The 14221-nt window shown below is 43.4% G+C and carries 7 protein-coding genes; 1 reads left to right on the forward strand and 6 read right to left on the reverse strand.

Going from position 1 to position 14221, the window contains the following annotated elements; genetic code table 11:
- Nucleotides 1-83: 83 nt before the first annotated feature.
- The 3 genes from FRY98_RS13750 to FRY98_RS13760 are packed head-to-tail and all read right to left on the reverse strand — an operon-like array spanning nucleotide 84 to nucleotide 7277.
- The gene (locus tag FRY98_RS13750; protein WP_148452802.1) at nucleotides 84-5093 is read right to left on the reverse strand and encodes a glycosyltransferase; all 5010 of its coding nucleotides are present in this window, start codon (nucleotides 5091-5093) and stop codon (nucleotides 84-86) included.
- 15 nt (nucleotides 5094-5108) lie between these two features.
- Entirely contained in the window at nucleotides 5109-5825 is a 717-nt protein-coding gene (locus tag FRY98_RS13755; protein WP_148452804.1) for an ABC transporter ATP-binding protein, read from the reverse strand.
- Between the two features lie 9 nt (nucleotides 5826-5834).
- Nucleotides 5835-7277: an ABC transporter permease gene (locus tag FRY98_RS13760; RefSeq protein WP_249043415.1), complete on the reverse strand. Its 1443-nt coding sequence runs from the start codon at nucleotides 7275-7277 to the stop codon at nucleotides 5835-5837.
- A 111-nt stretch (nucleotides 7278-7388) separates the two neighbouring features.
- Between FRY98_RS13760 and FRY98_RS13765 the strand changes: the two genes are divergently transcribed.
- Complete coding sequence (locus FRY98_RS13765; protein WP_148452806.1) at nucleotides 7389-9845, forward strand: O-antigen ligase family protein; 2457 nt, start codon at nucleotides 7389-7391, stop codon at nucleotides 9843-9845.
- A gap of 21 nt (nucleotides 9846-9866) precedes the next feature.
- On the opposite strand, the gene galU is transcribed toward FRY98_RS13765, so the two are convergent.
- The 3 genes from galU to FRY98_RS13780 form a co-directional block, all read right to left on the reverse strand.
- Nucleotides 9867-10751, reverse strand: a complete 885-nt coding sequence (gene galU, locus FRY98_RS13770; protein WP_148452808.1) for a UTP--glucose-1-phosphate uridylyltransferase GalU — start codon at nucleotides 10749-10751, stop codon at nucleotides 9867-9869.
- Between the two features lie 177 nt (nucleotides 10752-10928).
- Nucleotides 10929-11126 carry a hypothetical protein gene (locus tag FRY98_RS13775; protein WP_249043416.1) on the reverse strand — a complete coding sequence of 66 codons (198 nt, stop codon included), beginning with the start codon at nucleotides 11124-11126 and terminating at the stop codon, nucleotides 10929-10931.
- Between the two features lie 412 nt (nucleotides 11127-11538).
- Nucleotides 11539-14055 carry a U32 family peptidase gene (locus FRY98_RS13780; RefSeq protein ID WP_148452812.1) on the reverse strand — a complete coding sequence of 839 codons (2517 nt, stop codon included), beginning with the start codon at nucleotides 14053-14055 and terminating at the stop codon, nucleotides 11539-11541.
- Nucleotides 14056-14221: the final 166 nt, after the last annotated feature.

Raw genomic sequence — 14221 nt, forward strand, 5'->3', positions numbered from 1 at the left:
TTGAGAGAATGGCATTATCCGCTTTCAGAGCCATAGTCTTAAACGCCATTCTCCACTTAAGTTTTAAATTGAATATCAAAATATCAATGCATTGAATCTAATGATATATTTTCCTGGAGTACTATTTTTTTTGCTTTCTCTCCTGTATTTATGGTCACATGATCTTTAAGAACTTTGGCATTTGCAGCTTGACCAATTTTTTGACGAAGGTTTTTACTTTCTACTAATTCAGTCAGAGCCTTTTCCCAATCCGCTTGGTCTTTACACAAATAACCAGTAACACCATTCTCAATAATTAACTCAAGCTCGCTGTTTAAACTAGCAACCGTAGGTACATTCACTAAAGCAGCTTCCATCCACTTATTTTCCGATTTACAAGCATGAAAAAAACTGTCTTCTAATGGCATTAGATTAATATCAACTGAAGCAATTAGTTCAGGTAATTTTCTCCAATCGACAAAATCGAAATAGACTATTCTGCTATTATACTTTTTAAATTCATCACTTAATTGTAAACAACCGCCAATTTTCAAATCTACATTATCATAATTATCCATAATTTTAAGTAAAACATCATTAATTATTGCAAAATCTCCATCGTGTGTTTTCGATCCACTAAAATATCCTAGAGTCACACTTTTTCCGCTATTAATTGGATTTGATTTTGCCTTATTGGATAAGGAGACCATTTCCATACTAGCAACATTGCGATTTACACAAACCGGCTTATTGGGGAATAACTTTTTAATTGCTCGTTCCATATTGTTAGTTGATGTAAAGAAGCCATCGCATAAAGCCATACATTTAAATATTTTACTTGAGTAGTTTTCAAAGTCTAAATAATCTTCTCCACTAAGAAACGGAAGGTTTTTTATATCCTCATAATTAAAGATATAATCATCAATATCATAGAAAACTACTTTCCCAAACTTATGAGCTTTCTCTATAAATTCCCCCAATTTCCCAGTATAGGTGCAACGATAGATTACTATAGAATGGAACTTTTGAAAATCGCACTTATCAAGATCTTTAACTTCGATAAAATCCGAGCTAACTCCCTGTATCAACAACTGTTCGATAAAGTGTTCTACACGGTATCGAGATGAGAACGAAATATACTCTGCGATAAATAAAACTTTTTGTTTATGGGAAGAAAAGGAGGTTGTATCAGTAAATAACCCCTTAGAAAAGGCAGTAATTTCCTTCAATGCTACCTCTGCATTTATTTCACTAATTACCAACCCTTTTTCATATTCCTTTACCCTTTCAGCTGGTGCACCTAGATTGAAAACAGCAACAGGCAATCCCATTTTCATCGCTTCTTCTGTAGTATAGGAAAAAGTTTCAGGCCAAATCGATGAGATAAAAAATAGGTCAATGTCATTTTCCAATACAAGACGTGGTAAAGACTCCGGGGTATATTTACCAGTCTCGAAGAAATTAGGATCTTGAATTGCCCCTTCAGATGACCCAAGTAACGTAATTCGTACATTGAGTTCTCTGTCTTTGATTAAAGTCAACATTTCCCGTATTACGTCTAACCCTTTATGGAAATTTAAAATACCTAAAAGCCCAATATTTAGCACCTCAGATGATTTGCTTCTTTGTCTAGGTAATTCAGGAATATAATTTACTTGATGCGGAACTACTTTTAAATTGTCTAGTTCCCCATATACTTCTTGCAGGATCTCGGCAGAACTACCTGAAAAGGCTATAATCTCATCGCAAGTGTTGATAACGGTTTTCCATTCACTTCTCCACTTTTTAATACTTTCATAATGCCAATAGTTATTTAAGGGATTGTTTTTTGCACAGTTTTCACATTGATTTATATCAGGAAGATTACAGTAAACTTGCTTATCATTTATTAAATTTGTCATAGGGCATATGGAGAAATAATCGTGCAGTAACAATATTAATTTCGCACTGGTTATCTTTCTTAAATTAATGATGTCCTCAAAAGTTTCGTACAGTTTTGGATAAGTAACTAATTCATTAATATAAATTTCCTGACATCCTACTAGCCCTATAATTTTTTCTATATCTGCAAAATCCATAAAACGGTATGAAATTTCGTATTCCCCATAGTAATAATAAAAAAGATAAAATTGTTTGTGCACCTCATACCGGATAACCATCATTTTTTCTCCATTTCCCACTTTTTCCTTCCTTAGGTTATCCAAATAAGCATTTGCTCCTCCACCTATGTTATGATCAATCGCCAGAATCGGACTTTTTTCGTTAAGGTTAGATGTTAGTTTCATTATTATGAAATCACGTATATTTTTCAATGGATCACGTTCAAAGAAATTAGCAACGTCAGCATTATAGTCTGGATACTTTGCGGATAGCAACTTTCCATTTCTTTCAATCAGACGTTTCTTCTCTTCGCTTAGAAAACTTCCCCCATGCTTATGATAAACAAATAGATTTTCTACGCTAACGTTTTTATATCCACTCTTTATCGCTCTTTGACACCAATCATTTTCTTCCCCGTAACCTTTTGAGAAAGTTTCTGCATCGAAAAGCCCAATCTCTTTTATCACGTTTTTATTCATTCCCATGCAAAATCCAACGCCTGTTGGCAATTCCGTATAAGAAGGCTTTATCAGTTGAAAAGCTTTATCCACTTCGTTACAAGACATATTTCCAAATATCGGATTATCAACACCAATATTAGGAAAACTACACAAAGTCCCCGCGTTAGTAAATGGCGTAGAGGATGCAATGCGTTTTCCCAACAAAATTGGCAACATTAAACGCTCTAACCAAAACTCAGGTAATTCTATGTCTGTGTTAAGCAAAGCTACGTGATTACTTGCTTGTCTTAGCCCATTATTGACAGATTGTACGAATCCAACGTTCGTTTCATTTTGAAGCAATACGACTCGTGAATCATTTGCCGCCAACTCTTGAAGATAGGGAAGCACTCTCGAATCTAGACTTTTATCATTAATAATGATTAATCTATATTTCATTCTAGTTAGGGGAATACTATAAAAGAGTTTATCAAAATACTCATATCCATTATAAACAGGAACAACTATGTCGACTGTGTAGTTATATATTTCTTCAGGGTAACTTAATTTCTCAGTGAGATTATCTTTTAACCATCCCGGCAAATTAAGCGACGGAACTAAAGCCGATGTTACTGCACTTACTCTGGGCCTCTTTATAGCTGACTTAATTAAGTCTACTCTTTTATGACGTAAATAACTTATAAGTTTACGTACATTTTGTTTGGTTATCCTTTGGCTAATATATTTTATTCTAGATAAAAATGGAGAGCGGAATTCTCCTACATATAAGTCCATCTTCTCTCCGTTTAGAATAAATTCTAAATAGACCTTGAATTTATTACAGTTCTCGATCAAAGTCGTTGACTGAAAACCAGAATAACGTGCATTTTCCGTAAAATAAATCTCCTCAACATCTTTCCTTTGTAAACCTAAAACAAGATCAATTCGATATTCGTTTTTTTCAATTATAATTTTCAAACGTAAGCCATCAACATCCCCTTGTTCAGAAAATAACCAACCATTCACTGTTAATACATTCTCTTTGAAATTAAAAGTATCAATATTATGGAACACTGCTTCGCTAGTTTTTTTTAATTGATTTTTTTTTTTCATAAGCCCTAACAAGGAACGAATAGGCTTTGATAATTTCCAGAAAGTTGAGTTTATAATAGAATCAAATAGTGCACGTAAATGATGTAGCTCACTCTCTAGTTCTGTTATCTGAGTGTGTGCTTTTACTATTCCAAAGTCTTTTTCCTCAATTTGCAAAACTAATTCGTCTATTTCTTTATTTTGCTCTTCAATAGTTTTTTCTTGTTCTTTTTTTTGCTGAATTAGCTGTTCCATTTGCGAAATCAGCTTTTCTATTTCTTTATTTTGTTCTTCAATAGTTGATTTCAGAGTTAAACTTTTTTGATTATACTCCTCATTATTTTGGACTAGTAAAGATTGTAGTTCTCTTAGTTCGTTTTCTTTATAGCGAATATGTTCCTGTAATTCCTCTTTATTTTTTTCCAAGCGTTCCCTCAATTGTTGGATCTCTCTAAACCGCGACAACATTGAAACAGAATTAATATCACTAAAAGCAAATATTTCCACCTTTATTTCGATCCAGTTTATTTTCTCCTTTGAAAGATCAATAAAAACCCAAGGATCAAAATTGTCAAAAATGATAAATTCTTCAAGAAGAATACCGTTTAGCGAATCTATACCCAAAGTGCCATTGTTGGAAATTATCTGTAAATCGCGCAAAACACACGCTTTATTTTCTACTGGATCAAAACGGACAGCTAGGGTGTTTTCAGGGAGAGTAATGCGTTGATTGAATTCTTTGAAATTTACCATATCAGGTAAATTTATACAACTTTCCTCACTAAAACCATATCCTTGATCGTAATATAACTTTCCTAGGAGCGTATCTTTTTCACTATCCCTTTGCTCTTGGTTGATTCGCATATTAAGTTCATAATTAAAAACTATATTAGAAATGTCCTGCTCTTCTTTTTTTACAAAGAGCATAGCCCAGGGACATATAAAGTTCAAAGGTTGAACTAAATCATGGTAGAAAGAGTTTTCTGCAAATAATCGGGCCCAATATTCTCCAAGCTGAACATTAACGTGTGTACGATCATCAATGTCATCTGGGGTTGAAGAAAAAATCACCTTATCTGTATATTTGCATAAGTTATCCAGCGCTTGTTTCCCTTCTTCGGGAAATAGATGCTCTAATACCTCTAAGGTAATTATTAAGTCGTATTTTTGAGGGAAATTGGCTGGTAATGGATCAAGTATTGAATGTACCGCACAATATGGTTTAATGTCTTCTTTTACATTACCAATAGCATATTCAGAAATATCGATTCCATAGGCCTCTACACCCCTAGAACGGAAAGCCTCTACTAAATAGCCCATAGCACATCCAGCATCCAAAACGGTTTTTGGATTAAATCTGTCTATAATTTCTTCTGCAATTTTAGTGAAGAACGGTTCCCACTGTTCACGGTTTGTGTAGTTCCCTCCACCATTCTTTGCATAGAATTCATTAAAAAAATAACTGTTATATGTTATCGCCACTGTTTTCTCTCCTAACTACAGTTTATATGCATCGCAAACTTCTTGTGTGTTTCCAATCATTTTGACACCACCATGATCCAACCACACGACACGATCACACATTTCCCGTATTTGCTCCAAACTGTGGGAAACAAACAAAACAGTTGTCCCTCCACTCATCATTTCCAACATTCTTGATTTACTCTTTTCCTGAAAGCTCTCATCACCAACGGCCAATATTTCATCTACAATTAAAATTTCCGGATTCACCATCGCAGCAATAGAAAAAGCCAATCTCATAAGCATCCCTGAAGAATAATTTCTAATCGGTACATCAATAAATTTTCCCAACTCAGAAAAGTCAACAATCTCTTCATATTTAGACTTCAAAAAATCTTCTGAGTATCCTAAAATAGATCCGTTCAAAAATATATTTTCTCGACCTGTCAGATCAGGATCAAAACCTGATCCTAGTTCGAGCATAGGGACGATGTTTCCTTGAACATGAACTTCACCTTTTGTAGGTTTCAATATCCCTGATATCACTTTCAATAGGGTACTTTTCCCCGCTCCATTTCTCCCGATTATCCCTACAACCTCACCTTTTCTCACTTCGAAACAGACACTATTAAGGGCAACAAACTCCTCGTACTTAATATTTCTTTTAAACATTGCTATAACATACTCTTTTATGCTCTTAATTTGATCGTGGGTGATTTTAAAGGTTACAGATACATTGTTTACTTTTATCATAAAGGCTCCTCAAATATTAAGAACAAATTTATCTTGCGTTTTTTTGAAAATAATTACCCCAATAATTAATGGAACAACTGCAGCAATAGCACATAGCAAATACGCTTTAGGTTCTGGTGAGACACCTTCCATAATCGCAGTCCTGCTAAATCTAATAAAATGATACATTGGATTCATTTTTAAAATCACCAATAGTTTTTCAGGAATAATGCTTTCCGGATAAAAAATTGGAGTACAGTACATCCAAAGCATACTAACGACATTCCATAAAAACTGAGTATCCCTAAAAAAGACCATTGCCGAAGACAAAATTAAACTAATACCTATACAAAAAACCACAGTGCAAACAATACTGAATGGTAATAACAGAAGCGCCCATGTAATATGCGTATGTGTTATTAAAACGACAATTAAAACAGGTATCAAAGATATCATCAAATTAATAGTAGAAGACAACACTCTAGAAACTGGAAATATATACTTTGGAATATAAACTTTCGTAATCAATGAGGAATTATCAACAATTGACATAAGCCCCATATTTATAGATTCCAAGAAAAAATTAAACAGAACAATACCAATTAAAAGATATACCATGAAGTTCTCTATATTCGACTTAAATATCGTAGAAAAAACAATGTATTGAACGATCATTGTCAAAATTGGATTTAAAAAACTCCATAGAACACCTAAAAAAGAACGCTTATATTTAGTTTTAAAGTCTCTTAAAACTAATTGTCTTAAGAGGAACTTATATTTTATTAGAGCATTAGAAAGGTTTAAGCCGAATGAGTGTTTTCCCGTTCTCTGTTTTATGAATAAGTTTATTCCATATAAAATAATTAGTAATCCTATAATACCTGTTCCAAGAAAATAATTTGTTGAAAAAGAAACCACCCTTTTTTCAGAAACAGAAAATGATAGAACACCATCAACCAATTTATTATTTATATATAGTGATTGATTTTTGCGTTTTTCTTGATTATTGTACCATAAAGTAACCGCATTCCCCTCTGTGCCTGTCTCTGAAAAAATGTATAAACTTAATACCTTCTCTGATACATCTTCTACTGGTTTATCTAAATGCAGAGCTACTTCCGAGTTATCTTTTAAGTAAGACACGTCTAATTTTTTTTCAAATAAAATATTCCTCTTGGCTTCGTCTATAAGTTGTACGGTAACTGTTCCCGTATTATGACGATTATATGTTGCAAATTTTAATGAGAAACCATCAATTGCATTTTCTTCTACTAAAAAAGACTGTTTTATACTGCTGCCCTTCAGAATCTCGCCCACTGGGGTAGTAGATGCAACCATTTGAATGCTTGAATCGATGCCTCTGTATTTTAATTGATTTCCAAATAAGAAATAGAACAACGCAACTAATAAAACGTAGATTACTACCCCAAAAATAACAGTTTTGAACAACCTGGTTTCTTTTGCTTTACTCATTGAAAATTCTCCTAGTTCAGTCATTATATTTACAACCTAGTAAACTCTAGCCCCAGCCCTTTTTATTATGCTAAAATAATACCCGTATCTATTAGCAAAGGAGATAAATACGTGTCGAATCCAGTATACGGGAAAAAGACCGCGACGTCGAGAAATGGGGAAAAATTGCCTGCGGCGTTGTGGGTGTTGTTGATTGGACTGATTGTATTCTTGGTTTGGGCGCCGTTCCAGGCCGGATTGTTTAACGGACTTGTACTTAATTTTGAAAAGCCGATGTTTGGGGCGGTGTTGATCGGCAGCTTGCTGATGCTAGTTTGGGTAGTAGCTTTTTTCAAGCGGATCAAGCTGGACGAGGAGCGGGACTGGACTGCGGTCTGGGTTTTGCTGATTCCGATCACCTATGTTCTGGCGCTGATTTCGGCGGCCAGCCATTATTTTGCGATGAATATGGTGCTGATTCAGTGCCTTTATGCGATCCTCTTCATTATCGGTCTCTATCTGTTGCAGGATAGAAAAGCTAATTCCGTGATAGAGACTACTATAATCACTGTAGCATACCTTATCGTTATGTTCGGTTTGCTGAACTGGCTGGGGCAAGGGAAAACCGCATCCGCCTTGATCGGCTGGTTCTCGAGCACGGTGATTAACGGACAATATAACCAACCGATCTGGATCGACGCCAACGGACCTCGTTTGGCCTCGGTGTTCCAGTATCCGAATACGTATGCCGCCTTCTTGATGGCCTTCTTCTTTGTGGCGGTATTTGCGATTACGCGTTCGAAAAAGTGGTACAGCCAAGCCATTCACGCCTTCATGCTGATACCGATGGTGCTGTCCATTCTGCTGACGCTGTCGCGCGGTGGTTTGATTTTCCTGCCGGTTGTTTTCGTCATCCTTTTGCTGTTCCTGAAGCCGGCCAAGCAGATTTTGTGGATCCTTTACTCCCTGATCGCCGGGGTTGCAACGATTGCTATCGCCAAACCGGTCACGGACCTTGGGCAGCAGTTCCACCTTGGGCAGATTGGAGCCCCTGCCAAGGGCTGGGGATATATCCTCGGCGTCTCGGCTTTGGTGGCCGTCGTCGCCTGGCTGATCCAACGCTTCGTAGCGCCAAAGCTGGAACAGATCACGGAGCGCTGGTCGGCGAAAAAGCTCGCTAATCTTTGGCTGCCCCTCGTATCCGTCGTGGCTGTCGTGATTTTGGCCGTTCTGCTGCTTGGAACCAACCTTAAACATGTATTGCCGGGGAATATCGGGCAACGCCTCGAAAACATTAACATGCAGCAGCACAGTTTGCTGGAACGTCTCACGTTCTACAAAGACGCCGTAAAGGTACTTAAAGACTACCCTGTGGTCGGAGCCGGCGGCGGTGCATGGGCGAATATTTATGAAAAATATCAGAACAACCCGTATCAGAGCCGTCAGGCGCACAGCTTTATCATGCAGTATCTCGTTGAAGTCGGTATTCTTGGAATTATTGTTCTGGTCGCGTTCCTCGCCTATGTTTTTTACAAGTACATCCGCGGATACGTGCACGCCGATGAATCGAAGCGAAATGATTACTTCGTCTACTTTATTGTCGTTCTCTCGATTTTGATTCACAGCTTAATGGACTTCAATATGAGCTACGTCTTTATCGGAATGCTTGTCTTCCTCGGGCTTGGCGGTATGGCCGCAACGATGGAAAGCAAACCGGTCAAGCGGTTGGCCGTTAAATCTTCAGGAATCCGCCCGATATACAGTGCGGTGATGGTGATCGGCTCATTGATTCTCCTGTTTGTCTCCACCCGGTATATTCAGGCCAGCGGGGCCGTGGAGAAAGGCAAAACGCTGATGACGACCAGCTCCAACTTCCAGGAGATTCAGTCCCAGTTCGTGGAGGCTTTGAAGAAGCGCGCTGATCAACCGGATGCGGTCCTGAACTACAACGTTCTTCTGCGTGCGGGATATGAGCAAACGAAGGATGAGTCCTTCTATGAGCAAGACCTCAAGCTGTTGACGGACGCCATCCAAAAAGATCCGTTCAACAAAAACATGTACAACCAGTTAATCGCGCTCTATGAGCTAAAAGGGGAGCCTGAAAAGGCTTATGAGGTTCTTAAGGACAATGCCCATCGTTATGTATATGACCAGAACTGGTACGAAAAGCTGATCGTACAATCCTTCGAGCTCGGATACCAAGCCTTGGGCAAAGGGGCCACAGACCAAAAGGATAAATACTTCAGAAGCGGCTTGGACGCCTATCAACATGTCGTGAATGGCGTGGAGCATCTGAAGACCCTGCCGAAGGGGCAGATGCAGGGCGGTGCCTTCGCTGTGACGCCGACCATGGCCCTGAACGCCGGGAAAATGCAATATATGATGAATCAACCGGCAGAAGCTGCGGCCATCTTGAAGCAAGGGCTCGGTCCTGACCTGAACGATTCGGCGAACAGAGAAATCGCCCGCTGGTATCTGGCCGCGCTGCAAAAGTCCGGCGGCAGCGATCAAGCGCTGTACGACCAGCTTATTCAACTGGACCCTAGCGAAAAAGAATCGATCGACAACCTGACGATGTTGAATTTCTAAGACAAAAAATCGGCTTCTCTGTTAAGAGAGGCCGATTTTTTTGTCCGTAAGCAGGTCCGCCATGTAAGACAGCAGATCCTCCCGCAGTTCCTGATTTTGCAACGCGTAATGAAGCGTCGTTTTAATAAAGCCGAGCTTCTCTCCAACATCATGGCGTACCCCGTCAAAATGATAGGCGACAATCCGTTCGGTCTCCTTCAGCCGGGAAATCGCATCGGTCAGCTGAATTTCTCCGCCGACGCCTTCATGCTGCCCTTCGAGAATGTCAAAAATCGCCGGAGTTAAGATGTATCGTCCCATGATCGCCAAATTGGATGGAGCTTCGTCGGCCGACGGTTTCTCTACCAGCTGTTTCGCCTGATAAACCCGGTCGCCGATTTCTGTCCCGTCCACGATCCCGTATCTGGAGACTTCTTCCGGAGGCACAGGTTGAACCCCCACGACCGAGGCTTTTTGAAAATTGTAAACATCAATCATTTGTTTCAAGCAAGGCACATCCGACTCTACGATGTCATCGCCGAGCAGCACCGCAAACGGTTCGTTGCCGATAAACTTGCGGGCGCACCAGATCGCATGGCCAAGACCTCTTGGCTCCTTCTGGCGGATATAATGGATATCGGCCATCTCCGAAGACTTGCGGACCTCGTTCAGCAGGTCCCACTTCCCTTTCTCGGACAGATTCTGCTCAAGCTCAAACGAATTGTCGAAGTGATCCTCGATCGCGCGCTTGCCCTTCCCCGTAACGATGATAATATCCTCAATTCCCGAAGCCACGGCTTCCTCCACGATATATTGAATCGTCGGCTTATCCACGATCGGCAGCATTTCCTTCGGCATCGCCTTGGTCGCGGGCAGGAAGCGGGTTCCCAGCCCCGCCGCAGGGATGATCGCTTTGCGAATTTTCATCACGGCTGTTCTTCCTTTCCAAGTACTCTATTGATAAGATGGTGCCATTATATCATAATTACGTCAAAAAAAAGACAGGCAGTTATGCACCATGACGGCCCATTATCTGCCTGCGAATAGAATAACTTTGAAGCTATTCGCTCAATTCATTTCAACTGATCTCAATTCACAATCAAATTAATGGATCCAGAATTTAAAGCGTGATGCGAGCGACTGAGGGGTGTCCTCGTACCGTTTCCAGGCATCCGGGTCCGGTGTATGAAGATGGCGCTCGGCGCCATACTCGATCTTCCGGTACTCCTGATCACCGTCGATTTCCAGCCGACTATGAACCTTGGAAACTACCGACTGCATTTCGAGGAATCCTTCAAACATCACTTTCACCCTCCTGAAAAATAATGAATTAAAATAGAAATATGTTGGGATCGCGTTTGTTTTGGTTGCGCTTTCATTATACCATATCACGGAATTTTTGCGTGGTGATAAAGCTCGTTTATCACGAATTTTCCGCCGGATTTCACAACCTCGTCACAAGCAAAAAAGCCTACAGCGGCGCGGGTTAACCGGTTGTATTCGCCTCGAAAACAGCTGTCCTCTATCAGCGCACTGTTCTCTCAGCGAACGGTTCATTCTTGCGAACGGCCCCTTCAGCTAACGGGATTTTCTCCCGTTATTATGATACATTCACCTTGATTAATAGGGGGTACTAAGAAAAAAAGACCCTCCACCGCATAACACACAAATGTGCCGCAATAGAGGGCCTTTCCAACCACCCAACTCAATTCGCTTATTTCACCAACTGTCCCCGGGTTACGCCGAGCTGGTTAGTGGCTTTCAGCGTTTTCCAAACCTGGGTGCCGCTGATTTCGCCGCGTAGTGCGCGGTTGTACAGGTCAATCACCTGATGAACCTGCTCCGGCGTTTCCTCCAGGAATTCCACCCGGTAGTTCGGTACCCCGAGCTCCAGGAAGTGGCTCAAATATTCCGCGCCGGACTGTTCGATCGCGTTATAGACCGTGTTGCGGCAGCCTTCGTCGACCCGCACCGGATGGCTCATGCCGATCCGGTCCTGCAGCGAAGCGCGGTGCTCTTCGCACGGGCGGCCGCAGTTGGTGTAATCCGTGCCTTCGCTCAGGAAGGTGCAGTACACGCAGTGCTCTGTATGGAACATCGGCAGATGCTGATGGATGACGATTTCCATTTGGGCCGTCCGGCTGTGCCGCAGCAGATCGACCATCTGCTGGACGTTCAGATCGTAGGACGGCGTGACAAGGTCACAGCCCGCCTCGAGGAACAGCTCCACCGTCTTGTGGTTGGCGATGTTCAGCGAAAAATCGCCGATCAGCCGCGGATGCGAAGCGGACGGGTTTTCCATCCGGTGGCGCAGGTAAAAATACAGCGCGCCGGTATTGCGCACCAGCACCGCGTCCGGCTGGAGGCGCAGGATGTTGTTGTGGTAGCCGTTCTCGCCCGGCATATGGATGCGCGGCGTCGCCAGCGCGATTTGCTTGCCGGCGGCCCGAACGGCCTCCACCGCTGCCGGGAACTGCTTGATAAACTCGAAGTCGGCGTAAATCATGCCGACGCCCGCCTCCAGCGCAGCCTCCACCTGCGGGAGGCTGCGGCACAGCGCGGTGAGCTGCGCTTCACCGCGCCCCACCGGCGCGCCGCCCCGCTTCGCCGGGGCGGACGGCGCCGCAGCCGCCGCCCGCGTGTACACGGGCGGCTTCGGCCGCTCGCCGGCGAGCAGCTCGACCGCGCGCCGGCGCAACCCGTTCAGCTCTCGCATGGGCAGAATTACGTCGCCTTCCAGCGACGTTTCCAGCCGCTCGAGCTGAAACACCGTGCCGCCGAGACGCCCGAACTGCTCTTCGAGCAGCGCGGCGTCCATCGGCCGTTTTTGCGCGACCTCGAGCGTCAGCTCCGAGTCGACGCGCACGGTCGTGCCCTTCTGGACATCGGTCCAGAAGGTCGTGAGCCGCTCGCCCGCGCGGCCGACCGCCCGCACATGTACCGGGAATACCCGGTACGGCTTGTCGGTCTCGAACGTCTGGCGCAGCCGCTTGTCCAGCGCCGGATCGCTCGTTTTCCAGATCCGGTCGCCCACGTGCACACGGCGCAAATCCACGTCGTTGCGCCCCGGAACAATGTCGACGATCCAGGACTCGCCGGCTTCGCCTTCCAGCTTCACGCCCTTGCGCCGCAAATCATAGACGCGGCCGCCTTCTTCCTTCTTCGTCGGATCGCCCGCGTCGAACACGATGCCGTCGCCCCGCTTCAGCGGGGCTTCCAACTTGCAGACGACTCCGTCTCGAAGCACCTGCTCCACCCGGCCGAGATAAACGCCGCGGCTTTTCGGGAACGTCCCTTCCACCAGTTTCTTGTTGTTTGTTCCCTCCAGGAAGCCGTGCGTAAAGCCGCGCGAAAAGCTCTGCTGCAGCTCGCGGATTTCCTCTTTGGAAGGACGGGTGTCATCCCCGTCAAAATAACGGTCGATCGCCTTCCGATACTTGCTCACCACATTCGCCACATATTCCGGGCTCTTCAACCGCCCTTCGATTTTAAACGAAGTGACGCCGGCTTCGATCAGCTCCGGCATGATATCGATCGCCGCCAAATCCTTGGGCGACAGCAAATAGGCGATATCCCCCATCGGTTTGGGCTCTCCGTCCACGATCAGATCATAAGGCAGCCGGCAGGCCTGCGCGCACTCGCCGCGATTGGCCGAGCGGCCGCCCCACATTTCCGATGTCAGGCACTGGCCCGAATAGGAGACGCACAGAGCACCGTGCACAAATACTTCCATCGGCAGCTTCGCCTGCTCCCCGATCTTTTGGATCTGTTTCAAGTTATTTTCCCGTCCGAGCACCACACGTTCCATGTTCCAAGGCTTCGTAAACTCCACCGCTTCAGGCGACGTAATCGTCATTTGCGTCGAACCGTGAATCGGAAAGTCCGGCGACAGTTCCCGGATCAGTTTCACTAGGCCGAGATCTTGTACGATCACCGCGTCGACGCCGGCTTCAATGCAGCGCTCGATCAAGTCCTGCGCATCGGCCAGTTCATTTTCAAACACGAGAATATTGAACGTCAAAAATCCTTTAACCCCATAGCTATGCAAAAAAGCCATAATTTCAGGCAGCTCGTCCATTCGGAAATTGTTGGCGCGCGCCCGGGCATTAAACTTTTCCACGCCAAAAAACACCGCGTCCGCCCCGTTCGCCACCGCCGCTCGCATACAATCCCAATCCCCCGCCGGAGCGAGCAGTTCCACATCTTGTCTAGTCAACGCCTTCTGGCTCATGTTTTCCTCCCGGATGACAGAGAATCCGCGTAACCCCGGATCGTCTTCATCTTTATAATTAATAACAGGTACATGACATACCCAAGATCATAAACGCCATAACTAAATCATTTTAACAGACATCGGCCTTTCTCTCTAGCCACCCGACAGCGGAAACCGTTGGTCC

The sequence above is a fragment of the Paenibacillus faecis genome (assembly GCF_008084145.1).
In the GTDB taxonomy this organism is placed as follows: Bacteria; Bacillota; Bacilli; order Paenibacillales; family Paenibacillaceae; genus Fontibacillus; species Fontibacillus faecis.